The following is a 22,882-nucleotide window of genomic DNA, read 5'->3' as shown; positions in this document are numbered from 1 at the left end:
CGCCCGGGGTTCGCCGGATCTAGGTCCACGAGAGCACCCCCTTGCGCCAGGCGTACACGAGGCCCACGACGAGGATCCCGACGAAGATGGCCATCTCGGCCGCGGCGGCCCGGCCGATGTCCTCGAGCACGACGGCCCACGGAAACAGGTAGACCGCGTCGACCGCGAAGATCACGTAGAGGAAGGCGTAGACGTAGTAACGGACGGTGGACTGCGACCAGCCCTCGCCGACCGGATCGACGCCAGACTCGTAGGTCAGGTACTTCTCCCGCGCGGCAACCCGCGGACGCATCAGCCGGTTGGCCCCGAGCATCGCGGCGGCCAGCCCCATCCCCACCACAATGATGAGGCCCACCGCCGCATAGTCGTCGAGGTAGGCACCCATGGGGACACTCTAGGGAACTTCGGCCCCGCCGTGTGGGTCTCGGCCCCGCGCCCCGCCACAGACCGCCCGATCACGGGGATGAGACGTCGACACTAGCGCTCCGGCACCCGCAGCACCGTCACGGCAAAGTCGGCCTCGTCGCCGAATGGCTCGAGGTCCCAGGTCGCGAACCGCTGCTCGACCACCAGCCCGGCACCCGCGACGTCCCGGTCGAAGGCCTCGAGCGCGTACGACCGGTCCAGGGCGAAACCCAGCACGATCCGGCCGCCGCTGCGCACGTGCGACGACAGCCGCTCGAGGACATCCTGCTCGGTGCCGGCGGCCAGGAAGACCATGACGTTGCCGGCCACAACGGCGACGTCGAACGGGTCCTCGTCGAGGTCGAGCTCGGTCAGGTCCGCGACCTGCCACGCCGGACCGGGATGATCCTCGTTCGCCGCGGAGATCAGGACCTCATCGGCGTCGACGCCGACCACGATGTGGCCGCGTGCGTGCAGCTCGGCGCCGACGCGTCCCGGTCCGCAACCGGCGTCCAGCACCCGCGAGCCGGGGGCGATCAGCGCGTCGATCAGCCTGGCCTCCCCCGCCAGGTCCGCTCCGTCCGCTGCCAGCTTGCGGAAGCGTCGGACGTACCACTGCGAGTGGCCGTCCTTGGTCTCGGTGAACCACCGCGGTCGATCGGCCATGACCCCATCATCGCGCGACGATCAGCTCTGCACGAAATCCTGACACGTCCGGCGCCATCGACCGAGCCGGAGTCGGCCGACCGGCCAGCAGGCGTAGTCTCATCTGGTGAAGAACGACTCCCGCGGCGGCGTGGTCCTGGGCGTCGGCGCCTATCTCTGCTGGGGCTTCTTCCCCCTCTACTGGCCGCTGCTCGACCCCGCCGGATCGCTCGAGATCCTGGCCCACCGGTTCGTGTGGTCGATGGTCTTCGTGATGATCCTGATCGGCGTGCTGGGTCGCTGGTCCAGGTTCCGCGCGATCGCCCGCGACCGCCGGCTCATGGTGATCCTGACCTTCGCCTCGATCACGATCGCGCTCAACTGGGGCGGCTTCATCTACGGCGTGACGAACGGCCATGTCATCGAGACGTCGCTGGGCTACTTCATCAACCCGCTCGTCACGGTGCTGCTGGGCGTGTTCGTGCTGAAAGAGACCCTGCGGCCGGCACAGTGGGCCGCCGTCGGGATCGGCATCATCGCGGTCGTGGTCCTGACCGTCGACTACGGACGTCTTCCGTGGGTCGCCCTGCTGGTCGCGTTCTCGTTCGCGTCGTACGGCTTCTTGAAGAAGAAGGCCAATCTGGGTGCCTTCGAGGGACTCGGCATGGAGACGCTGATCCTGTTCCCCGTCGCGCTGGCCTTCCTCGCCGTGCTGCAGTTGCGCAGCGAGCTGACCTTCGGCCACGCCGGGCCGGGCAATGTCGCCCTGCTGATCGGGACCGGTGTCGTGACGGCGATCCCGCTCCTGCTGTTCGGCGCCGCCGCCACCCGCCTGTCACTGACCACGATCGGCCTCCTGCAGTACCTCGGCCCGATCATCCAGTTCATCGTGGGACTGACGATCTTCGGTGAGGCCATGAGCACGGCTCGCTGGGTCGGCTTCGTCCTGGTGTGGTCGGCACTGGTGATCTTCACGATCGACGCGATCCGCGGCCGTCGGAGACTGCTCCCAACCGAAGCGGCCCCGGTCTGACGACGCCAGTCCAACCGCAGCGAGGAACGTTGCCTAGCCCAGTCGGGTCGCGACGGTGTCGCAGAGTGCCTGCAGCGCGGCGCGCGCGGGCACGTCGGGCAGCTTGGCCAGCAGCGCGTTGGCAGCATCGGCCTCGGCCTGGACGTACGTCCGCGCCTCGCGCATCGCCGGATGAACCCGCAGGAGTCGCAGCGCCTCGTCGAGCTCCGCATCGTCGCTGAGCGGACGGGACAGCAGACTCCGCAGACGCTCGCTGTCGCGATCGGTCGAGCGCAGCGCGATCAGGGTCGGCAGGGTCGGGACACCCTCGCGCAGGTCGGTGCCGGGGGTCTTGCCCGAGTCACCTGTTTCGCTGGCGATGTCGATGATGTCGTCGCTGAGCTGGAATGCCGCACCGATCCGCTCACCGAACTCGGTCAAGGTCTCCTGCACGTCGACCGACGCGCCCGCCATCTTGGCGCCGAACAACGCGGCCGTGGCGATCAGGGAGCCGGTCTTGTCGGCGACGACCGAGAGATAGTGCTCCAGGGCATCATCATCGGCCGCTGGTCCGAGCGTCTCGCGGATCTGGCCCTTGACGAGCCGCGAGAACGTGCGCGCCTGGATCCGGACGGCATCCGTGCCCAGGTCGGAGACCAGGTCGGACGCCTGCGCGAAGAGGTAGTCACCCACCAGGATCGCAACCGAGTTGTCCCATCGCGCGTTGGCGCTGGGTGCTCCACGTCGTTTGTCCGCCTCGTCCATGACGTCATCGTGATAGAGCGTCGCGAGGTGGGTCAGCTCGACGACCACAGCCGAGCGCGCGACATCAGGGTGCGTCGACTCGCCGAACTCGGCGCACAGCATCACCAGCAACGGCCGGAACCGTTTGCCGCCCGCATTGAGCAGGTGCGCCGCGGCCTCGGCAACGAAGGTCTCGGGACTGTCGACCGCGGCCGCCAGCTGTGCCTCGACGGCCTCGATCCCGGTCTGGACGCGCCCCTCCAGGGCGACGTCGGTGAACGACACACCCAGTTGCGACACGCAGAACTCCTCAGGGGGAACGGATCAACGCACGAAGGCGCCCGCGTGCTGAGCAAGATCAAGCACCGGTCCCGGAATGATACCGAGTCCGAACGTGACCACCACAGCGACGGCGATGACCACGGTAGTCAGGATGCTCGGGACCGCGACGGTCGGGCCGTCCCCGACCGGGTCGGTGAAGAACATCAGGACGATGACACGCACGTAGAAGTAGGCCGCGAGCGCACTCACGAGCACGCCGATCACGACGAGCCACCAGAAGCCGCCGGACCATGCTGCGCTGAAGACCGTCCACTTGCCGATGAAGCCACCCGTGAGCGGAATACCCGCGAACGACAGCATGAACAGGGCGAACGAGCCTGCGAGCAGTGGCGACTTCTTGCCGAGACCGGCCCACTTGGACAAGTGGGTCGTCTCGCCTCCGGAGTCGCGCACGAGGGTAACGATCGCGAACGCGCCGATCGAGGAGATCCCGTAGACCGTGAGGTAGAACAGGATGCTGGAGACCGAGGTGACCCGGTTCGAGTCGGCAGCGCCGGCGTAGGCGCCGACGAAGCCGACGAGCAGGAAGCCCGCATGGGCGATCGAGGAGTACGCCAGCATGCGCTTGACGTCGGTCTGCGAGATCGAGACGACCGCGCCGAGGAACATCGTGATGATCGCGATGACGACGATGATCGGTCGCCAGTCCCATGACGACCCGCCGAAGGCCACGAAGAACACCCGGAGGAGCGCGATGAACGCCGCAGCCTTGGTGCCGGCGGCCATGAACGCCGTGACGGGGGTCGGTGCGCCCTGGTAGACGTCGGGCGTCCAGGTGTGGAACGGGGCCGCGCCGATCTTGAACAGCAGGCCGACCGCCATCAGGGCGATCGCGGCGAGCAGCATGTTCTCGCCACCGGTGCGGTTCGTCACCGCGAGGTCGATGTCCGAGAGCCGGAAGCTGCCGGCGAATCCATAGGCCAGCGCGATGCCGTACAGGAAGAACACCGATGAGAAGGCGCCGAGCAGGAAGTACTTGAGCGCGGCCTCCTGGCTCAGCAGGCGGCGGCGGCGGGCCAGGCCGCACAGCAGGTAGAGCGGCAGGCTCAGGACCTCGAGTGCGACGAACATCGTCAGCAGGTCGTTCGACGTCGCGAACAGCATCATGCCCACCAGCGCGAACAGCGCGAGCGGGAAGACCTCGGTGTGCTCGACGCGGTTCTTGACCGCCTCGGCCTCGGCAGCGGATCCCGGGGCGTCGGCGGCGCGGCCGGTGAATGCACTGAGGCCACCCTCGAGTCGGCGCTCAGCGAACAGCAGCATGCTCATGAGTCCGAAGATCAGCAGGATGCCCCACGCGAAGACTCCCGGGCCGTCGATCGCGAGGGAGCCCTCGGCGGCAACCGTGCCACGCGCCAACCGGCCACCCTCGATGACGTCGAGGTCCTGGAAGACCCAGATGGTGTCACCGAAAGCCGCGATGATGGCGACGACCGCAAGGATCGTCTGGGCGAGGAACCTGGTCGATCGCGGCCAGAAGGCCTCCACGACCACGCCGAGCACCGCGGCGCCGGCGATGATGAACAAGGGCGCGAGCAGGGCGTACTCGATGTGCGGCGCCGAGATGGGGGGCATGTCGGTCGCGGTGACGTACGAGGCGATCATTCGTGGCCCCCTTCGGTCGTGCCGGCGTCCCCGATGGAGGTCGGGGTCTTCGGAGCTGGGTCACCCTGGCCGATGTGGCTGACGACGTCGTCGATCGCCGGGTTGATGACGTTGAGCAGTGGTTGTGGGAAGAAGCCGAGGCCGACGATCAGGATGATCGCTGGAGTCAACGACGCCATCTCGCGGTGACCGAGGTCGTGCACGCCCTCGTTGCCTTCACGGAGCGGACCGGTCATGACGCGCTGGTACATGATCAGGATGTAGAGCGCCGCCAGGACGATGCCGAGCGTCGCGAACGCGGCCGCCGGGATCGACACCGTGAAGGTGCCGGCCAGCACCAGGAACTCCGAGACGAATGGCGCGAGACCCGGCAGCGAGAGACTCGAGAGGCCCGCGATCAGCAGGACGCCTGACATGATCGGGGCGATCTTCTGCACGCCGCCGAAGTCCGAGATCCGTGCCGAGCCACGCCGCGCAATCATCATGCCGGTGACGAGGAACAGCACTGCGGTCGAGAGACCATGGTTGAACATGTAGAGCGTCGAGCCGGCCATCGAGGTCGTGGTGAACGCGAAGATGCCCAGGATGATGAAGCCGAAGTGCGACACCGAGGTGAAGGCGATGAGCCGCCGGATGTCGTCCTGACCGATCGCGAGCAGCGCGCCGTAGAGGATGCTGATGACCGCGAGCACGATGACGACGGGACTGGCCCAGTCGGAGGCACCCGGGAACAGCCCGAGGCACCAACGGATCATGCCGAACGTGCCGATCTTGTCGATCACGCTGACCATCAGCACCGAGGTGCCGGGCGTCGCCTGACCGGCGGCATCGGGCAACCACGTGTGGAGCGGCCACAGCGGCGCCTTGATCGCGAACGCGGCCATGAAGCCGAGGAACAGCAACCGCTCGGTGTTGGTGCTGAAGTCGAGGTTCTGCAGATCGCTGAGCAGGAACGACGCGTCGCCCTGGCGGGCGCTCACGACGTACAGACCCACGATCGAGGCCAGCATCAGCAAGCCGCCGACCAAGTTGTAGATCAAGAACTTGACCGCGGCGTACGACCGGTTGGGGCCGCCGAACGAGCCGATCAGGAAGTACAGCGGGATCAGCGTCGCCTCGAACAGGACGTAGAACAAGAACGCATCAGTGGCGGCGAACGCGCCGATCGCCAGGCCCTCGACCGCGAGCATCCATGCGAAGTACGCGTTGGTGCTCTTGGGGTCAGGCAGCCGATCGCCGAACGCTGCAAGGATCACGATCGGGGTCAGGATCGTGGTCAGCAGGATCAGCGTGATGCCGATGCCATTGACCCCGAGCGAGTAGTAGGCCCCGAAGACCTTGATCCAGGTGTGCTGCTCGGTCAGCTGGTAGCCGCCAGCGCCTTGGTCGAAGCGAGCCATCACGACCAGCGAGATGGCCAGGGTGATCAGGGAGACGCCGAGTGCGACGAACTTCGCCCGATGATGGGGCGCGGCCTCACGAGGCAGGAGCGCGAGAATCAACGCTCCCGCGATCGGAGTCGCGGCGAGGATCGAGAGGATCATGCGAGGGTCACCGCCAGGAGGGCAAGCACGAGGAGGGCGACGCCGCCGAACATCGTGAGTGCGTAGGAACGGACATAGCCGGTCTGCGGCTTGCGCAGGAACTGCGAGGTGTCACCGAGCCGGTCGGCCAGACCGGTCACGAAGCCGTCGATGCCCTTGCCGTCGAACCACACCAGGAACCTGGTGAGGTGACGGGTCGGTCGAACGACCACGGCATCGTTGAGCTGGTTGCCGTACAGCTCGTGCCGGCCGGCACGGGCGAACACCGAGACATCGCCGTCGGCAGGTGTCTCCGGTGCGATCTCGCGGGTGCCGTAGAGCAGGTAGCCCAACGCCACACCCGTCGCGGCGACGAGGGTGATGATGCCGGTCAGGGCGATCTCGGGGATAGCCAGCTCGTGGTGCTCGGCATGACCCGTCAGCGGTTCGAGCCACTCGACGATCCAGTCGCTGACGAGCAGCAGACCACCGAGCAGGGACAGTGCACCCAGCGCGATCAGGGGGTACGTCATGACCTTGGGCGACTCGTGCGGGTGGACGTCTTCCTTCCAGCGCTTGTCGCCGAAGAAGGTCATCATCATGAGTCGCGTCATGTAGAACGCCGTGACACCCGCACCGAGCAGCGCACCCAGGCCGACCCAGACGTTCTCCCCGAAGGCTGTCTCGATGATCTTGTCCTTGGACCAGAAGCCCGAGAACCCCGGGAATCCGATGATCGCGAGGTAGCCGAGCCCAAAGGTCGCGAACGTGACCGGCATGGCCTTTCGCAGTGCGCCGTAGTGCCGCATGTCGACATCGTCGTTCATGCCGTGCATGACCGAGCCGGCACCGAGGAACATGTTGGCCTTGAAGAAGCCGTGCGTGATGAGGTGGAAGATCGCGAACGCGTAGCCGGCCGGGCCGAGGCCCGCCGCCAGCATCATGTAGCCGATCTGACTCATCGTGGATCCGGCGAGGGCCTTCTTGATGTCGTCCTTGGCGCAGCCGATCCAGGCGCCGACCAGCAGCGTCACGAGGCCGACCACGATGACAGCGGTCCGAGCAGTGTCCGAGGCATCGAAGATCGCGCCGGAGCGGACCACGAGGTAGACACCTGCGGTGACCATCGTCGCCGCGTGGATCAGGGCCGAGACCGGGGTCGGGCCCTCCATCGCGTCGAGCAGCCAGCTCTGCAGCGGGACCTGGGCGGACTTGCCGCACGCGCCGAGCAGCAGGAGCAGGCCCAGCGCGGTGGCGACCGAGCCGGAGGCGTTGGTGATCGCGCCGTTGACGGCGTCGATCGAGGAAGTGCCGAACTGGGCGAACATCAGCATGATGGCCAGCGCCATGCCGAGGTCACCGACCCGGTTGACGACGAAGGCCTTCTTGGCGGCCGCAGCAGCGGAGTCCTTGTGCTGCCAGAACCCGATCAGCAGGTACGACGCAAGTCCGACGCCCTCCCACCCGAGGAACAGCACGAGGTAGTCCGAGGCGAGGACCAGGGTCAGCATCGCGGCGATGAAGATGTTGAGGAACGCGAAGAAACGCCGACGGCGCTCGTCGTGCTCCATGTAGCCGATCGAGTAGACGTGGATCAGGGTGCCGACGCCCGTGATCAGCAGGACGAACAAGCCCGACAGCTGGTCGAAGGTGAAACCCATGTCGACGTGGAACGAGCCCGCGTCGATCCAGGTGAACAGCCGGGTCGACTGCGACCTGTCGTCAACGCCCTTGCCGAGCAGCGAGATGAACAGCACCGCGCCGAACAGGAACGACAGCGCCGAGGCTGCCGTGCCGATCAGGTGACCGAAGCGGTCGGCTTCCTTGCCCCAGACGAGAAGTCCGGCGCCGCTGGCCAGCGGGATGGCGATGAGCAGCCACTGGAGATCGAACATCGTGTGACCCCTTAGGACTTCAGCAGGCTCGCCTCGTCGACCGAGGTCGAACGACGCGTGCGATAGATGGACACGATGATGGACAGACCGACGACGACCTCGGCAGCCGCGACCACCATCACGAAGAAGGCGGCCACCTGCCCGTCAAGGTTGCCGTGCTGCCGGGAGAAGCTGACGAACGCGAGGTTCGTCGCGTTGAGCATCAGCTCGATGCACATGAAGACGACGATCGCGTTGCGGCGCACCAGGACGCCTACCGCACCGATCGTGAAGAGGATCAGCGAGAGAGTGATGTACTCGTTCACTTTTCTCCTCCGAACGACTCTTCTTCGTCCTCGAGCTGGTTGACGACCTTGTCTACGTCCTCGTCGAAGCCGCCTCGAACCTGTCCACGGGCCACCAGGCTCGAGGAGATCGAGGACGCCAACGGCGTGCCGTCCGGCAGCAGAGCTGGGGTGTCGACCGCGTTGTGCCGGGCGAACACGCCCGGCGTCGGCAACGGGCCGGGGTGGCGGCCGGACTCGGCGTACTCGCGCATCCGGCGTGCGGCGATGTCAGCCTGCGAGTGTCGCGGCGTCAGGCGTTCCTTGTGGGCCAGCACCATTGCGCCGAGGGCGGCGGTGATCAGCAGAGCGCTGGTGAACTCGAAAGCCAGGACGTACTTGCCGAACAGCAGCTCACTGAGGCCGTACGGGTTGCCGTTGCCGTTGGCGGCCTGCAGGCCTGTCACGGCGCCGGAGACGGTCTGGCCGACCGCGAGCACGATCGTGACACCGAAGATCAGTCCGATCACTGCCGCGGCCAGACGCTGTCCGGCGATCGTCTCCTTGAGCGACTCCGAGGCGTCGACGCCGACCAGCATCAGCACGAACAGGAACAGCATCATGATCGCGCCGGTGTAGACGATGATCTGCACCGCGAAGAGGAAGGGCGCGTCCAGTGCCGCGTAGAGCACCGCGAGGCTGATCATCACGACCGCAAGACTGAGCGCGGCGTGGACGGCCTTGCGGGAGAAGATCAACCCCAGCGCCGCGATCACCATGATCGGGGCCAGCAACCAGAATGTCGTCATCGGTCCACCCCCGGCTCGACGTCCGTTGAGCCCGTCGGAGCGACGCCCGTCGACTCGACCGGGAAGATCGGCAGCGATTTGCCCCGGTAGTAGTCCTGGTGGTCGTCGCTGATCATCATCTCGTGCGGCGGCTCGACCATGCCCGGCAGCAGCGGTGCCAGCAGGTCGTTCTTCTCGTAGATCAGGTCTTCGCGGTTGTTGTCGGCCAGCTCGTACTCGTTGGTCATCGTCAGCGCCCGGGTCGGGCACGCCTCGATGCACAGTCCGCACAGGATGCAGCGCAGGTAGTTGATCTGGTAGACGCTGCCGTAGCGCTCACCCGGGCTGTGCCGATCGCCCTCGGTGTTGGAGGCACCCTCGACGTAGATCGCGTCCGCGGGACAGGCCCACGCGCACAGCTCACAGCCGATGCACTTCTCCAGCCCGTCGGGCCACCGGTTGAGCTGGTGCCGGCCGTGGAACCGGGGTGCGGTCGGGACCTTCACCTCGGGGTACTGCTCGGTGACGGGCTTGCGGAACATGGTCCGGAACGTCACGCCGAAACCAGCGATCGGGTCCCAGAGCGTCTCGCGGATGGGATTGCTCATGTCGTCACCTGATTCATTCGCTGTGGCTCACTCATCGGGCGCTCCTGGTGGGTGGCTCGGTGATGGGCGGGACGGGATAGCCCCCCGCGAAGGCATCGAACTCTTCGTCGGGCTCGGAGACCGCACCGGGGTCCGGCTCGGGCTCCTTCTTCTCCGGGATCAAGAAGGTCAGCAGGACCAGCACACCGGCCACGATCGCGACCCACAACAGGGTCTGCTGGCCCAGCATGTCCTCGCTCTTGAGCTTGCGGATGAAGGCGACCGCCACGATCCACGCCAGCGAGACGGGGATCAGGACCTTCCAGCCGAAGTTCATGAACTGGTCGTAGCGCAGACGCGGGAGCGTGCCACGCAGCCACACGAACATGAAGATGAAGGCCAAGGTCTTGCCGAAGAACCACAACAGCGGCCAGTAGCCGGTGTTGGCGCCTTCCCAGACCTGGGCGATGCCGAACGGTGCTCGCCAGCCGCCGAGGAACAGCGTCGTCGCGAGCGCGGAGACCGTCACCATGTTGACGTACTCGGCGAGGAAGAACAGTGCGAACTTCAGAGATGAGTACTCGGTGTGGAATCCACCGACCAGCTCGCCCTCGGCCTCGGGGAGGTCGAAGGGCGCGCGGTTGGTCTCGCCGACCATCGCGATGACGTAGATCACAAACGACGGGAACAGCGGCAGGAAGTACCACATGTCGGTCTGCGCAGACACGATCTCCGAGGTCGACATCGAGCCGGCGTACATGAACACCGAGACGAACGACAGACCCATCGCAACTTCGTACGAGATCATCTGCGCGCTTGAGCGCAGGCCACCCAGCAGGGCGTAGATCGAGCCCGAGGCCCAGCCGGCGAGCACGATGCCGTAGATGCCGATCGAGGTCACCGCAAGGATGTAGAGCACTGCGACCGGCAGGTCCGTGAGCTGGAGGACGGTCTTCTGGTCGGTGAAGGGGATCGTGACCTGGGGGCCGAACGGGATGACCGCCCACGCCAGGAAGGCCGGGATCGTCGCAAGGATCGGCGCGAGGATGTAGACGAACTTGTCCGCCGCCTTGACGACGATGTCCTCCTTGAGCGCGAGCTTGACGCCATCGGCGAGGCTCTGCAGGAGGCCGAACGGCCCGTTGCGGTTGGGTCCGATGCGGTGCTGCATCTTGGCGACGACGCGCCGCTCGAACCAGATGTTGAACAGCGTGTAGACGACCAGCACCACGAAGATCAGGACCGACTTGAGCAAGATCACCCAGAACGGTTCGTTGCCGAAGATGTCGCTCATCGTGCTCCTCCGACGTTGCCCGGCTCTGCGGACGGACTCAGCGTGACGCGGTCACCGAAGCCGGCACCCAGGGCAGCCCGCAGGCTCACCCCGGAGTTGGCCGGGGCCCACACGACACCATCGGGCAGGTCGGCGACCTCGGTCGGGAAGCTCGCACTGCCCACCTCGGTCGACAACGTCGCGGCGCCGCCGGGTTCGACGTCGAAGGCCTTGAGCGTCGCGGCGTTGGCCCGCAGCACGGCAGGGCGCGCGGTTGCCTTGAACTCGAGCTGGCCGTCCTGGCCTCGCCCGTCGTCGACGAGCAGACGCCAGGTGTCCAGCACCACGGTCCGCTTGGCCGCGGCAGGCTTGCCGGCGGCGACGGTCGGCGCAGCAGCCCGCTCACCGTCCCACGGACCGAGCTCGGTCATCGCTTGACGGGCCTGGGCGACCGTGCGGAAACCGAGCGGCGTGCCCATCTCCTCAGCGATGCCAGCGAGGACACGGATGTCGGTCAGCGAGCCGGGCTCGTTGAGCACGGCGCCGAAGGTCCTGACCCGGCCCTCCCAGTTGACGAACATGCCGGGCTTCTCGACGACCGGGGCGATCGGCAGCACGACGTCGGCGACCGCCGTGACGTCGCTGCGGCGGACCTCCAGGCTGACCACGAAGCCGACCTTGTCGAGTCCCGCACGGGCCGCGGCCGGATCAGGAAGGTCGTCGATCTCGACACCACCGATCAGCAGTGCACGAACCGTGCCGAGACGCGCATCCTGGAAGATCGCGGTGGTGTTGCGTCCTCGTCGGGCCGGGATCGTGCGCACGCCCCACGCCGCAGCGAGGTCCGTGCGGGCCTCGACGTTGCCGAGCGGACGACCGCCGGGCAACAGCTCGGGCAGGCAGCCAGCCTCGACCGAGCCGCGATCTCCGGCACGGCGCGGGATCCACGCAATGCGGGCGCCGGTCCGTTCGGCTGCGGCAACGAGTGCGCTGAAGCCACCCTTGACGGAGGCGAGACGCTCGCCAACCAGGAAGATCGCGTCGGCGTCGACGTCGATCGACTCGAGGGCGGCGGGCTCGCCACCGGGCAGGGTCGGCACGAGCTCGCCGGACATCTTGGTCAGACCACGCGTCGTGTGGCTCGCGATGGATACGATCCGACGACCGGCCAGCGAGGCCCTGCGCAGGCGCAGGAAGATGCTGCCGGCCTCGTCCTCGGGCTCGAAGCCGACCAGGACGACGGTCGATGCGTGCTCCAGGTCCGCGTAGGTCACGTCGAGCGACGTCGCGACGACGCGTGAGGCCAGGAACTGCGCCTCCTCGTCGGAGTGCGCGCGCGCACGGAAGTCGATGTCGTTGGTGCGCAGGACGGTGCGGGCGAACTTGCTGTACGCGAACGCGTCCTCGGCGGTCAGACGTCCACCGGGCAGCACACCGACCTTGCCCTCGGCGGCAGCCAGGCCCTGCGCCGCGGCGGCGAGGGCGGCCGGCCAGGAGGCCGGCTCGAGCTCCCCGGAGACGGCGTCGCGGACCAGCGGGGTCGTGATGCGGTCGCCGACCGTGGCGTAGGTGAAGGCGAACCGGTCCTTGTCGGTGATCCACTCCTCGTTGACCTCGGGATCGTTGCCGGCGAGCCGGCGCATGACCTTGCCGCGGCGGTGGTCGACCCGGATCGCTGAGCCGCTCGCGTCGTGCTCGGCGATCGACGGGGTCGAGACCAGGTCGAACGGACGCGAGCGGAACCGGTAGTCCGCGCTGGTCAGCGCGCCGACCGGGCAGATCTGGATCGTGTTGCCGGAGAAGTAGGAGCTGAACGGCTCCTCCTCGTAGATGCCGACCTGCTGGTCGGAGCCGCGCTCGAGCAGGGCGATGAACGGGTCACCGGCGATCTGCTCGGAGAATCGCGTGCACCGGGCGCACAGCACGCAGCGCTCGCGGTCGAGCAGCACCTGCTCGGAGACCTTGATGGGCTTGGGGAAGGTCCGCTTGGTCTCGGTGAACCGGGTCTCGCCCTGACCGTGGGTCATGGCCTGGTTCTGCAGCGGGCACTCGCCACCCTTGTCGCAGACCGGGCAGTCCAGCGGATGGTTGATCAGCAGGAATTCCATGTTGCCGCGCTGCGCCTTCTCGGCGATCGGCGACGTGACCTGGGTCTTGACGACCATGCCCGCGGCGACCTCAATCGTGCACGAGGCCTGCGGCTTGGGGAATCCCCCGCCGTTGCCGGCATCAGTGATGTCGACGAGGCATTGGCGGCAGGCGCCGACCGGGTCGAGGAGCGGGTGGTCGCAGAACCGCGGGATCTCGGTGCCGATCAGCTCGGCGGCGCGAATCACCAGCGTGCCCTTGGGGACGCTGACCTCGACGTCGTCGATCGTCAGCGTGACGAGCTCGACGGGTGCCTGCGTGTCGGGAGTGGCCTCGAGGGTCATACGGAGACCTCCTGGGGGAACAGGGTGGATGCCGCCGGGGGGAACAACTCGCTCGATGGAGTGTGCATGCCGGCTTCGAACTCCTCGCGGAAGTGCTGGATCGCCGAGGTGATGGGGCTGGTCGCGCCATCGCCCAGCGCGCAGAAGGCGCGACCGAGGATGTTCTCGCAGAGGTCGATCAGCAGCTCGATGTCGCCTTCTCGTCCCTGCCCTCGGTCGAGCCGCTCCAGAACCTGGACGAGCCAGAACGTCCCCTCGCGGCATGGCGTGCACTTGCCGCACGACTCGTGCTTGTAGAACTCGGTCCAACGCAGGACGCAGCGCACGACCGATGTCGACTGGTCGAAGATCTGCAGCGCCTTGGTGCCCAGCATCGACCCGGCCGCGCCGACAGCCTCGTAGTCCAGCGGGACATCGAGGTGCTCGGCGGTCAGGATCGGCGTCGAGGAACCCCCGGGCGTCCAGAACTTGAGCTCGGCGCCGGGACGGAGTCCGCCGCCGAGGTCCAGCAGCTGGCGCAGCGTGATCCCGAGCGGCGCCTCGTACTGTCCGGGACGATTGACGTGCCCGGACAGGGAGTACAGCGTGAAGCCCTTGGACTTCTCGGTGCCCATCGAGCCGAACCAGTCGATGCCGTTGCGGATGATCGCCGGGACCGAGGCGATCGACTCGACGTTGTTGACGACGGTCGGCGAGGCGTACAGGCCCTCGACCGCGGGGAACGGTGGGCGCAGCCGGGGCTGGCCCCGTCGGCCTTCCAGCGAGTCCAGGAGCGCAGTCTCCTCGCCGCAGATGTAGGCGCCGGCGCCGGCGTGGATGATCAGCTCGACGTCGATCCCCGAACCGAGAATGTCGGTGCCCAGGTAGCCCGCCTCGGCGGCCTCGCGGGCGGCGGCGCGGAGCCGGCGGACGACGTGCAGAACCTCGCCACGAACGTAGATGAACGCGGTCTTGGCGCGGATCGCGTGGGCCGCGATGATGACGCCCTCGATCAGGGTGTGCGGTGTCGCCATCATGAGCGGGATGTCCTTGCAGGTGCCCGGCTCGGACTCATCGGCGTTGACCACGAGGTACTTGGGCTTCTTGCCCGCCACCGTCTCGGGGGCCTGCGGGATGAAGCTCCACTTCATGCCGGTCGGGAATCCCGCACCGCCACGTCCGCGGAGGCCGGACTCCTTGACCATCGCGATGACGTCGTCGGGCGCCATCTTGAGCGCGGTCTCTAGCGCGCCATAGCCACCGGCGTTCTTGTACGCCTCGAGGGTCCAGGCGCGATCGGTGCCCCAGTCGGCGCTGAGCACCGGGGTGAGCATGTCAGTCATCCTTGCCCTCCTTGGCCGTCTCCGCGGGAGACTCCTCGGCCGTGGTCTCGGACTCCGCTCGTGCGGTGTCCGCCTGCTCCGCGGCGCCCTGCTTGGTTCCCGCGACCGGTTCACCCGTGGCGGGTGCCTCCTTGGCGTCCTGGATCGACGGCGCCGCCCATCCATTCGCCGCGGCGATCTCGAGCCCTGCCAGCGACGGTCCGGCGGCGGCCGGCCCCTCGTCGGCGAGGCCGTCCTCAAAGCCCGCAAGCACCCGTTCGGCCTCGCGCCACGACGTGATCGTCGCGCCACGGGTGGCCTGGACCGGCTCACCGGCTCGCAGCTTGTCGACGACCTCGACGGCCGACTCGGGCGTCTGGTTGTCGAAGAACTCCCAGTTGACCGTCATGACCGGAGCGAAGTCGCAGGCCGCATTGCACTCGATGTGCTCGAGGGTGACCTTGCCGTCCTCGGTGGTCTCGTCGTTGCCGACGTCGAGGTGTCCCTTGAGTCGTTCGAAGATCAGGTCGCCACCCATCACGGCGCACAGCGTGTTGGTGCAGACGCCCACGTGGTGCTCACCCATGGGGCGGCGCTTGTACATCGTGTAGAACGTCGAGACGCCCGAGACCTCCGCGGCGCTGATGCCGAGGATGTCGGCGCAGATCTCGATGCCCTCATTGGTGACGTTGCCCTCGGCCGACTGGATCAGGTGCAGCATCGGTAGCAGCGCGCTACGCGCCTGCGGGTAGCGGCCCGCGAGCTCCATGAGCTCGCCGATCGTGGTCTCGGTGAGTGTCATCAGCGATCAACTCCACCCATGACGGGGTCGATGCTGGCGATCGCGACGATGACGTCCGAGAGCATGCCGCCCTCGCTCATGACCGAGGTGCCCTGGAGGTTGATGAACGACGGGTCGCGGAAGTGGGCCCGATAGGGGCGCGTGCCTCCGTCGGACACTGCGTGGCAGCCGATCTCACCACGCGGCGACTCGATGCTGGCGTAGGCCTGGCCGGCAGGCACCCGGAAGCCTTCCGTCACGATCTTGAAGTGGTGGATCAACGCTTCCATCGACTCACCCATGATGTGCTTGATGTGCTCGGCGGAGTTGCCCTGACCGTCCGAGCCGACACTGAGCTGCGAGGGCCAGGCGATCTTCTTGTCGGCGACCATGACGGGCTGACCCTCCATGCCGGCGAGACGCTCGGTGGCCTGCTCGACAATCTTGATGGACTCCCACATCTCGTCCAGACGCACCCGGAACCGGCCGTAGGCGTCCGGCTCGTCGCGCGTCACGACGTCGAAGTCGTACGTCTCGTAGCCCCAGTAGGGCTGCTTCTTGCGCAGGTCCCAGTCGTAGCCGGTCGCGCGGAGCACCGGACCGGTCAGACCCAGTGCCAGGCAGCCTGCGAGGTCAAGGTGGCCCACGCCCTTCAGCCGGGCCTTGAAGATCGGGTTGGCGTTGCACAGCGCCGCGTACTCGGGCAGGCGCTTCTTGAGCAGCCGCACGGTCGAGCGGATCTTTTCGATCGCGCCGTCGGGCAGGTCCTGGGCAACGCCACCGGGGCGGAAGAACGCGTGGTTCATGCGCAGGCCGGTGATCATCTCGAACAGGTCAAGGATCAGCTCGCGGTCGCGGAAGCCACACGTCATGACCGTCAGTGCGCCGATCTCCATGCCACCCGTCGCGAGACAGACCAGGTGCGAGGAGATCCGGTTGAGCTCGAGCAACAGGACACGCATCGCCTGCGCCTTCTCGGGCACCTCGATGTCGAGCAGCCGCTCGACCGCCATGACGTACGCGGCCTCGTTGGAGAACGGCGCGACGTAGTCCATCCGGGTGCAGAACGTCACGCCCTGGGTCCAGGTGCGGAACTCCATGTTCTTCTCGATGCCGGTGTGCAGGTAGCCGATGCCAGCCCGCGCGTCACGGACGGTCTCGCCGTCGATCTCGAGCACGAGCCGGAGCACGCCGTGGGTTGACGGGTGCTGCGGCCCCATGTTGATGACCAGGTGGTCACCCTCGACCGCCGCGGCGTCGATCGTGTCCCAGTCCTGGCCGGTGACGGTGAAGACCGTGCCCTCGCTGGAGTCTGTGGTGCCGGCGTAAGGATCAGTTGTCGCGCTCATGAATAGCTCCTCCGCTGGTCCGGTGGGGCGATCGTCCCGCCCTTGTACTCCACGGGAATTCCACCCAGTGGGTAGTCCTTGCGCTGGGGGTGTCCGGGCCAGTCGTCCGGCATCAGGATGCGGGTCAGACCGGGGTGGCCGTCGAAGATGATCCCGAAGAAGTCCCAGGCCTCCCGCTCCTGCCAGTCCGCCGTCGGGTAGATGCTGACGACGCTGGGGATGTGCGGATCCTCCTCGGGTGCCGTGACCTCCAGGCGGATCCGCCGGTTGTGGGTCATCGACAGCAGGTGGTAGGCGACATGCAGCTCGCGGCCCGTCTCGTGCGGGAAGTGGACGCCGCTGAGGCTGGAGCAGAACTCGAACCGCAGGACCGGGTCGTTGCGCAGGTGGGTCACGGTCTCGAGCAGGAGCTGACGCCGGACGTAGAACGTGATCTCGCCGCGGTCGACGACGACCTTCTCGATCGCGCCCTCGATCTCGGTGATCGTCGCGAGCTGGTCGGCGACCTCGTCGTACCAGCCTCCGTAGGGCTGCTGGCTCGCCCCGGGCATCATGACCGGCCGGGTCAGCCCGCCGAAGCCGCTGGTGTCGCCGGTGCCGTGGGCACCGAACGCGCCTTCGCGGACCTCGACGACCTCGAGCTGCGTGGTGCCGGCACGCACCAACTCGGCCTGGGTCTCGTGCGAGCCGTCCTGCGTCTTGGTGCCCGCATCCTTCTCGTCCTTGTTGCCCTTGGCATCGACCATCAGCGCATCAGGCCCTTCATCGCGGAGGTCGGCGTGGCGAGCATCGCGACCTTCTCGTCCTGCTTGATTTCGTTGAGCCGGTTGACGCCCAGCTTCTGGTGCTGGATCTGGTCGTGCAGCTTGAGGATCGCGTCGATCAGCATCTCGGGGCGCGGCGGGCAGCCCGGCAGGTACATGTCGACGGGGACGACATGGTCGACGCCCTGCACGATCGCATAGTTGTTGAACATGCCGCCCGAGCTGGCGCAGACGCCCATCGCGAGGACGTACTTGGGGCCGGCCATCTGGTCGTAGATCTGGCGCAGGACCGGAGCCATCTTGTTGCTGACCCGACCCGCGACGATCATCAGGTCGGCCTGACGCGGCGAGGGGCGGAAGACCTCCATGCCGAAGCGCGCGGAGTCGAATCGCGGTGCACCGAAGGTCATCATCTCGATCGCGCAGCACGCAAGGCCGAACGTCGCGGGCCAGAACGAGGCCTTGCGCATGTAGCCCGCCAGGCCTTCGACGGTCGAGAGCAGAACTCCCGATGGCAGCTTTTCTTCAATTCCCACGTCGGTCCTCGCTTCGCTCCGGGCCGACGCGGGTCCCGCGACGTGCCATCTTTGTTGGGGACTTCGCTTCGCTCAGTCCCATTCGAGGCCTCCACGGCGCCAGACGTAGGCATAGGCGATGAACACCGTCAGCATGAACACGAACATCTCGATCAGACCGAACCAGCCGAGCGAGTCGAAGGCGACCGCGAACGGGTAGAGGAAGATGATCTCGATGTCGAACACGATGAACAGCATCGCAATGATGAAGTAGCGGATCGACACCTTGCCGCCACCCTCGGGCAGCGGGCTCGGCTCGATGCCGGACTCATAGCGGTCCAGCTTCGCGCGGTTGTATCGCTTGGGGCCGGTGAGCGGCGCCATCGCGATGCTGCCGACTGCGAATGCGGCAGCGATGGCTCCCAGCACGAGGATCGGCGTATAGGCCGTCACGGTGCCTCCCAGGCTTCGTACGAACAGATCAGGCTAGTTATTCGTGCGCTTGTGAATCTCTTCACAACGTGATCACGATCTCACCCTACGCCCGCGTGATGCGGCTTGTAACTGAGGTCACACTAACCTGCACGCCGAGCGTGCGATGCGGTCGACTCCCGCTCGACCGACGCTGCGAGCCCGCGGGTCCAGCGGTCCTCGATCCGGCCCCATCGCCAGATCACCAGGGCGACGACCCACGTCAGGACGAACAAGGCGACGATCGCGTAGCCCACCTGATCGAGGTCCAGTCCGCTGATCCAGCCGATCGGGCCACCGCCGACCCCGGCCTCGTCGCCCAGCAGCCCGATGATCTCGATGCCTCCGATGGCCAGAGCCACGACGACCGACAGGCCTGTCACGGTCATGTTGAAGTAGACCCGGCGGACCGGCCGCAGCAGGGCCCAGTCGTACGCGAGTCCCATCAGGATGCCGTCGAGGCTGTCGAGCAGGCTCATCCCGGCCGCGAACAGGATTGGTAGCACCAGCAGGGCGTACCAGGGCAGATCGAAGGTCGCGGCTCCCGCGGCGAGGACCAGCAGCGAGACCTCGGTCGCGGTGTCGAAGCCCAGACCGAACAGCAGTCCGACGGGGTAGACGTGCCGCGGCCTGCGGACCGTCCGGGTGAGGCCGCCGAGGAGCCGGTTGAGCAGGCCCCGGTTGTCGAGGTGCTCCTCGAGCTGGACCTCGTCGAACCGGCCGTGTCGCATGTCGCGGAACACCCGCACGATCCCCAGCAGGACGACCGCGTTGATCGTGCCGAGAGCGAGCAGGAAGACGCCCGACACGGCGGTGCCGACGACCCCGGTCGTCTGCTGGAGCGCCGACGACTCATCGCCGATCGGTCCGCCGAGCGACCGTACGCCGAGAGCCAGCAGCACGCACAGCCCGAACACGACCGAGGAGTGCCCCAGGGAGAACCAGAAGCCGACCGAGAGCGGCCGGTCGCGCGCACGGCCGTCCGCCAGGAGCTTGCGGGTCGTGTTGTCGATCGCGGCGATGTGATCGGCGTCGAAGGCGTGCCGCATGCCCAGGGCGTATGCCGTCACACCGAGGCCGACCCCGAACACCCCCGGACTGCCCAGCTGCAGGCTCTGCGCCGCGATGACCAGCAGCAGACCCCACCCGACCAGGTGCAGGAGCAGCACGAAAGCCGCCATCGCGACGACCGACCTGGTCTCGGAACGCGTCAGCCCCCGCACCGGCGCCGTGCGAGCACCGTCCATCGTCATGGGGCCCCCTCCGCGACCAACCCTGCGGTTTCCACCTTCACCCAACAGCGAACCGGTTGCAACATGTCTGGGCGGTGCCTGCCTCGCCCATCGATCCGGTGACCGGTGAGATAGTCGGCCTTCCCGGCCCGGAAAGCCGACTGACGCACCGCCCACCCGGGCCGGCCGAGGGTCAGCGCGCGGGCTTGACCGAGTGGTGCAGTGCGACGATCCCGGCCGACAGGTTGTGCCAGTCGACCTTGCCCCAGCCGGCCTCGACCATGCGCAGGGCGAGCCCCTTCTGGTCGGGCCACTCGCGGATCGACTCGGCGAGGTAGACGTACGACTCGGGGTTGGACGACACAGTCCGGGCGATGCTGGGCAGGGCCCGCATCAGGTAGTTGGTGTAGACCGCGTCGAACGGCCCCCACGTGGGGGTGCTGAACTCGCACACCACGATGCGTCCGCCGGGCCTGGTCACCCGGAGCATCTCGCGGAGCCCCTCGATGGGGTCGACGATGTTGCGCAGCCCGAACGAGATCGTGACGGCGTCGAAGGTGTCGTCCGCGAACGGCAGCAGCATGCCGTCGCCGGCCGTGAAGCCCAGCCCGGGGCGTGCGCGCTTGCCGACCTCCAGCATGCCGATCGAGAAGTCGCACGGCACGACCGTTGCTCCGGCCGTCGCGAACGGCTCGCTGGAGGTGCCGGTGCCCGCGGCGAGATCCAGGATCATCTCACCGGGCATCGGAGCGACGAGCTCGACGACGCGCTTGCGCCAGCGGCGGTCCTGCCCCATCGACAGCACATCGTTGGTGATGTCGTACTTCTCGGCGACCCCGTCGAACATCTTCGCGACGTCGTGTGGTTGCTTGTCCAGACCGGCTCGGCTCACCTCCCTACCTTGCCACGGGTAGGCTCATTGCTTGTGAGCAACCCAGCTGCCGACGCAGCGATCGGACCGCTTCTGGTCCGATCCACGCCGGTCGACGACCCCGGCGAGCTGCTCGCACTCCTTCCCGAGGCCGATGCGCTGGCGTGGGTCCACGGTGGTGACGGCATCGTCGGCTGGGGCCGCGCCGCCGAGTTCCAGACCTCCGGAGCCGGTCGTTTCATCGAGGCCTCGGACTGGTGGCATGAGCTCGCATCGCACGCCGTGGTGCGCGACGACGTCGACGTCCCCGGTTCCGGCCTGGTCGCGTTCGGCACCTTCACCTTCACCGACGACGCCGACGGCAGCGCGCTGATCGTGCCGGAGGTCGTGATCGGTCGCCGCGATGGCGTCGCCTGGGTCACCGTGATCGGCCTGGGCATCAGCAACGCGCCGACCCTGACGACCAGCACACCCGCTGATCCGACCGGCACGACCTTCGCCGATGGCCCGGTCGACAGCGTCACGTGGCAGTCGCTCGTCGCCGAGGCCGTCCGCCGCATCGAGGCCGGCGGGCTCGACAAGGTCGTGCTCGCGCGTGACCTCGTCGCCCGGCTCGACGCGCCGCTGGACGTACGCTCACCGCTGATCCGGCTGGCGGCGGACTACCCCAGCTGTTGGACCTTCCACGTCGACGGCTTCCTCGGCTCGACGCCCGAGATGCTGGTGCGCCTGGAGCGCGGCCTGGTCACCTCCCGCGTGCTCGCCGGCACGATTCGACGCACCGGTGACGATGCGCACGACCTTGCTCTGGCCGGCTCGCTGGCGCGGTCGAGCAAAGACCTCGAGGAACACGAGTACGCCGTCCGTTCGGTCGCCGACGCGCTGGCGCCGCACTGCACGAGCATGAACGTGCCAGAGACGCCTTTCGTGCTGCACCTGCCCAACGTCATGCACCTCGCGACGGACGTCACCGGCGTCATGCGCGACGACGCCAGTGCGCTCACCCTGGCCGCCTCGCTGCACCCCTCGGCCGCAGTCGGCGGCACTCCGACCGCTGCGGCGGTACGACTGATCGCCGAGATCGAGCTGCTCGACCGCGGTCGCTACGCCGGCCCGGTCGGCTGGATCGGCGCATCGGGCGATGGCGAGTGGGGCATCGGTCTGCGCGCGGCCCAGGTCGAGGGTGACGGGTCGACGGTCCGACTGTTCGCGGGCTGCGGCATCGTGGCTGACTCGGTCCCCGCCGATGAGCTTGCCGAGTCCAACGCCAAGCTCATCCCGGTGCGCGACGCACTCACACCGCGCGACTGACTCCGATCAGCGACGTACGGGCGCGAGATCGGGCCAGCGAGCACTGAGGCTGTCGCCCGACGACGTGCCCGTGAGGCGGCGCTTGACCCACGGCGCGGCGTGCGCCTTGGCCCACTCGACGTTGGCCGAGCGGCGCTCACCCGCCGTGAGCGTCTGCCGCGTGCCGAGGTCGGGCAGGGCCAGGTCATGCGGGATCCCGAGCGCGTCCAGGACCGCGATGGCCATCCGCTGGTGTCCGGCGCTCGACATGTGCATGCGATCGACGTCCCACATCCGGTCGTCGCGGTAGTCGCGCAGGCGCCAGAAGTCGATGAGGGTCGCGTCGTGGCGCTCCGCGACCTCGCGGACCAGCTCGTTGTAGATCGCGAACCGGCCACGCAGAGCGCCGAACACCGGGGAGCCGCCCGGGTCGTACGCCGTGAACACGACGACGCGTGCACCCGCGCTGGTCAGTCGCCCGAGCGCCACGTCGTACGCCTCGACCAGACGGTCGATGTCGACACGTGGGCGCAGGACGTCGTTGGCTCCGGCGTAGATGCTGACCAGGTCCGGCTGCATCTCCAGCGTGGGCTCGATCTGCTCGGCCAGGATCTGCAGCAGCTTACGGCCGCGGATCGCGAGGTTGGCGTAGGCAAAGTCGTCGCCGGCCAGCACCTCCGCGACGCGATCGGCCCAGCCGCGGACGCCATTGGGCAGGGAGGTTTCGTGGTCGCCGACGCCTTCGGTGAACGAATCGCCGAGCGCGACGTATCGGTGCAGAGTCACGGAGATCA

General features: G+C 67.5%; 22 protein-coding genes. 2 read left to right on the top strand and 20 right to left on the bottom strand.

The window, feature by feature from the left end; genetic code table 11:
* Positions 1-19: 19 nt before the first annotated feature.
* Positions 20-385 (bottom strand): NADH-quinone oxidoreductase subunit A, encoded by a 366-nt coding sequence (locus tag C6I20_RS01045; RefSeq protein ID WP_118394264.1) that lies wholly within the window; start codon positions 383-385, stop codon positions 20-22.
* A 92-nt stretch (positions 386-477) separates the two neighbouring features.
* Positions 478-1,071: a bifunctional 2-polyprenyl-6-hydroxyphenol methylase/3-demethylubiquinol 3-O-methyltransferase UbiG gene (locus C6I20_RS01040; protein WP_118394263.1), complete on the bottom strand. Its 594-nt coding sequence runs from the start codon at positions 1,069-1,071 to the stop codon at positions 478-480.
* 106 nt (positions 1,072-1,177) lie between these two features.
* Between C6I20_RS01040 and rarD the strand changes: the two genes are divergently transcribed.
* On the top strand, positions 1,178-2,083 hold the full coding sequence (rarD, locus tag C6I20_RS01035) for an EamA family transporter RarD (protein ID WP_254052200.1): 906 nt from the start codon (positions 1,178-1,180) through the stop codon (positions 2,081-2,083).
* Positions 2,084-2,116: 33 nt separating this feature from the next.
* Here the strand turns inward: rarD and C6I20_RS01030 are convergent, their stop codons facing one another.
* From C6I20_RS01030 to C6I20_RS00950, 17 genes are all read right to left on the bottom strand, one after another.
* Positions 2,117-3,106, bottom strand: a complete 990-nt coding sequence (locus C6I20_RS01030; protein WP_118394262.1) for a polyprenyl synthetase family protein — start codon at positions 3,104-3,106, stop codon at positions 2,117-2,119.
* Positions 3,107-3,130: 24 nt separating this feature from the next.
* A complete protein-coding gene (gene nuoN / locus C6I20_RS01025) occupies positions 3,131-4,753 on the bottom strand; it encodes an NADH-quinone oxidoreductase subunit NuoN (RefSeq protein ID WP_118394261.1) in 1,623 nt (540 codons plus the stop codon).
* Positions 4,750-6,297, bottom strand: a complete 1,548-nt coding sequence (locus tag C6I20_RS01020) for an NADH-quinone oxidoreductase subunit M (protein WP_118394260.1) — start codon at positions 6,295-6,297, stop codon at positions 4,750-4,752. The genes nuoN and C6I20_RS01020 overlap by 4 nt, the downstream gene beginning before the upstream one ends.
* Positions 6,294-8,171 carry an NADH-quinone oxidoreductase subunit L gene (gene nuoL / locus C6I20_RS01015; protein WP_118394259.1) on the bottom strand — a complete coding sequence of 626 codons (1,878 nt, stop codon included), beginning with the start codon at positions 8,169-8,171 and terminating at the stop codon, positions 6,294-6,296. The genes C6I20_RS01020 and nuoL overlap by 4 nt, the downstream gene beginning before the upstream one ends.
* An 11-nt stretch (positions 8,172-8,182) precedes the next feature.
* Complete coding sequence (nuoK, locus tag C6I20_RS01010; RefSeq protein WP_118394258.1) at positions 8,183-8,476, bottom strand: NADH-quinone oxidoreductase subunit NuoK; 294 nt, start codon at positions 8,474-8,476, stop codon at positions 8,183-8,185.
* Positions 8,473-9,243 carry an NADH-quinone oxidoreductase subunit J gene (locus tag C6I20_RS01005; protein WP_118394257.1) on the bottom strand — a complete coding sequence of 257 codons (771 nt, stop codon included), beginning with the start codon at positions 9,241-9,243 and terminating at the stop codon, positions 8,473-8,475. Before C6I20_RS01005 ends, nuoK begins: the two co-directional genes overlap by 4 nt.
* Positions 9,240-9,830 (bottom strand): NADH-quinone oxidoreductase subunit NuoI, encoded by a 591-nt coding sequence (gene nuoI / locus C6I20_RS01000; protein WP_118394256.1) that lies wholly within the window; start codon positions 9,828-9,830, stop codon positions 9,240-9,242. The genes C6I20_RS01005 and nuoI overlap by 4 nt, the downstream gene beginning before the upstream one ends.
* A gap of 31 nt (positions 9,831-9,861) precedes the next feature.
* The gene (gene nuoH, locus C6I20_RS00995) at positions 9,862-11,103 is read right to left on the bottom strand and encodes an NADH-quinone oxidoreductase subunit NuoH (protein WP_118394255.1); all 1,242 of its coding nucleotides are present in this window, start codon (positions 11,101-11,103) and stop codon (positions 9,862-9,864) included.
* Positions 11,100-13,514 (bottom strand): NADH-quinone oxidoreductase subunit G, encoded by a 2,415-nt coding sequence (locus C6I20_RS00990; protein WP_118394254.1) that lies wholly within the window; start codon positions 13,512-13,514, stop codon positions 11,100-11,102. The genes nuoH and C6I20_RS00990 overlap by 4 nt, the downstream gene beginning before the upstream one ends.
* Positions 13,511-14,836, bottom strand: a complete 1,326-nt coding sequence (gene nuoF / locus C6I20_RS00985; RefSeq protein WP_118394253.1) for an NADH-quinone oxidoreductase subunit NuoF — start codon at positions 14,834-14,836, stop codon at positions 13,511-13,513. Before nuoF ends, C6I20_RS00990 begins: the two co-directional genes overlap by 4 nt.
* Positions 14,829-15,617, bottom strand: a complete 789-nt coding sequence (nuoE, locus tag C6I20_RS00980; protein WP_118394252.1) for an NADH-quinone oxidoreductase subunit NuoE — start codon at positions 15,615-15,617, stop codon at positions 14,829-14,831. The genes nuoF and nuoE overlap by 8 nt, the downstream gene beginning before the upstream one ends.
* Positions 15,617-16,945, bottom strand: a complete 1,329-nt coding sequence (locus C6I20_RS00975) for an NADH-quinone oxidoreductase subunit D (protein ID WP_118394251.1) — start codon at positions 16,943-16,945, stop codon at positions 15,617-15,619. Before C6I20_RS00975 ends, nuoE begins: the two co-directional genes overlap by 1 nt.
* Positions 16,942-17,691 (bottom strand): NADH-quinone oxidoreductase subunit C, encoded by a 750-nt coding sequence (locus tag C6I20_RS00970; protein WP_118394250.1) that lies wholly within the window; start codon positions 17,689-17,691, stop codon positions 16,942-16,944. Before C6I20_RS00970 ends, C6I20_RS00975 begins: the two co-directional genes overlap by 4 nt.
* The gene (locus tag C6I20_RS00965) at positions 17,691-18,245 is read right to left on the bottom strand and encodes an NADH-quinone oxidoreductase subunit B family protein (RefSeq protein ID WP_118394249.1); all 555 of its coding nucleotides are present in this window, start codon (positions 18,243-18,245) and stop codon (positions 17,691-17,693) included. The genes C6I20_RS00970 and C6I20_RS00965 overlap by 1 nt, the downstream gene beginning before the upstream one ends.
* A 72-nt stretch (positions 18,246-18,317) precedes the next feature.
* Positions 18,318-18,677, bottom strand: a complete 360-nt coding sequence (locus C6I20_RS00960; RefSeq protein WP_118394248.1) for an NADH-quinone oxidoreductase subunit A — start codon at positions 18,675-18,677, stop codon at positions 18,318-18,320.
* Positions 18,678-18,799: 122 nt separating this feature from the next.
* Positions 18,800-19,948 carry a HoxN/HupN/NixA family nickel/cobalt transporter gene (locus C6I20_RS00955; RefSeq protein ID WP_118394247.1) on the bottom strand — a complete coding sequence of 383 codons (1,149 nt, stop codon included), beginning with the start codon at positions 19,946-19,948 and terminating at the stop codon, positions 18,800-18,802.
* 172 nt (positions 19,949-20,120) lie between these two features.
* Positions 20,121-20,819 carry a demethylmenaquinone methyltransferase gene (locus C6I20_RS00950; RefSeq protein ID WP_118394246.1) on the bottom strand — a complete coding sequence of 233 codons (699 nt, stop codon included), beginning with the start codon at positions 20,817-20,819 and terminating at the stop codon, positions 20,121-20,123.
* A 33-nt stretch (positions 20,820-20,852) separates the two neighbouring features.
* On the opposite strand from C6I20_RS00950, the gene C6I20_RS00945 reads away from it, so the two are divergent.
* Positions 20,853-22,109 carry an isochorismate synthase MenF gene (locus C6I20_RS00945; protein WP_118394245.1) on the top strand — a complete coding sequence of 419 codons (1,257 nt, stop codon included), beginning with the start codon at positions 20,853-20,855 and terminating at the stop codon, positions 22,107-22,109.
* Between the two features lie 6 nt (positions 22,110-22,115).
* On the opposite strand, the gene C6I20_RS00940 is transcribed toward C6I20_RS00945, so the two are convergent.
* The gene (locus C6I20_RS00940) at positions 22,116-22,874 is read right to left on the bottom strand and encodes an SGNH/GDSL hydrolase family protein (RefSeq protein ID WP_118398420.1); all 759 of its coding nucleotides are present in this window, start codon (positions 22,872-22,874) and stop codon (positions 22,116-22,118) included.
* Between the last annotated feature and the right edge of the window lie 8 nt (positions 22,875-22,882).

Origin of the sequence: Aeromicrobium sp. A1-2 (assembly GCF_003443875.1) — a bacterium.
Taxonomy (GTDB): Bacteria; Actinomycetota; Actinomycetes; order Propionibacteriales; family Nocardioidaceae; genus Aeromicrobium.
This window is presented reverse-complemented; position numbering and strand designations above follow the sequence as displayed.

What these genes read in the sequence shown, in the direction of transcription:
- C6I20_RS01045 (WP_118394264.1), bottom strand. Translation starts at nt 385, where the DNA reads ATGGGTGCCTACCTCGACGACTATGCGGCGGTGGGCCTCATCATTGTG.
- C6I20_RS01040 (WP_118394263.1), bottom strand. Translation starts at nt 1,071, where the DNA reads ATGGCCGATCGACCGCGGTGGTTCACCGAGACCAAGGACGGCCACTCG.
- nuoN (WP_118394261.1), bottom strand. Translation starts at nt 4,753, where the DNA reads ATGATCGCCTCGTACGTCACCGCGACCGACATGCCCCCCATCTCGGCG.
- C6I20_RS01020 (WP_118394260.1), bottom strand. Translation starts at nt 6,297, where the DNA reads ATGATCCTCTCGATCCTCGCCGCGACTCCGATCGCGGGAGCGTTGATT.
- nuoL (WP_118394259.1), bottom strand. Translation starts at nt 8,171, where the DNA reads ATGTTCGATCTCCAGTGGCTGCTCATCGCCATCCCGCTGGCCAGCGGC.
- C6I20_RS01005 (WP_118394257.1), bottom strand. Translation starts at nt 9,243, where the DNA reads ATGACGACATTCTGGTTGCTGGCCCCGATCATGGTGATCGCGGCGCTG.
- nuoI (WP_118394256.1), bottom strand. Translation starts at nt 9,830, where the DNA reads ATGAGCAATCCCATCCGCGAGACGCTCTGGGACCCGATCGCTGGTTTC.
- nuoH (WP_118394255.1), bottom strand. Translation starts at nt 11,103, where the DNA reads ATGAGCGACATCTTCGGCAACGAACCGTTCTGGGTGATCTTGCTCAAG.
- C6I20_RS00990 (WP_118394254.1), bottom strand. Translation starts at nt 13,514, where the DNA reads ATGACCCTCGAGGCCACTCCCGACACGCAGGCACCCGTCGAGCTCGTC.
- nuoF (WP_118394253.1), bottom strand. Translation starts at nt 14,836, where the DNA reads ATGACTGACATGCTCACCCCGGTGCTCAGCGCCGACTGGGGCACCGAT.
- nuoE (WP_118394252.1), bottom strand. Translation starts at nt 15,617, where the DNA reads ATGACACTCACCGAGACCACGATCGGCGAGCTCATGGAGCTCGCGGGC.
- C6I20_RS00975 (WP_118394251.1), bottom strand. Translation starts at nt 16,945, where the DNA reads ATGAGCGCGACAACTGATCCTTACGCCGGCACCACAGACTCCAGCGAG.
- C6I20_RS00970 (WP_118394250.1), bottom strand. Translation starts at nt 17,691, where the DNA reads ATGGTCGATGCCAAGGGCAACAAGGACGAGAAGGATGCGGGCACCAAG.
- C6I20_RS00955 (WP_118394247.1), bottom strand. Translation starts at nt 19,948, where the DNA reads ATGACGATGGACGGTGCTCGCACGGCGCCGGTGCGGGGGCTGACGCGT.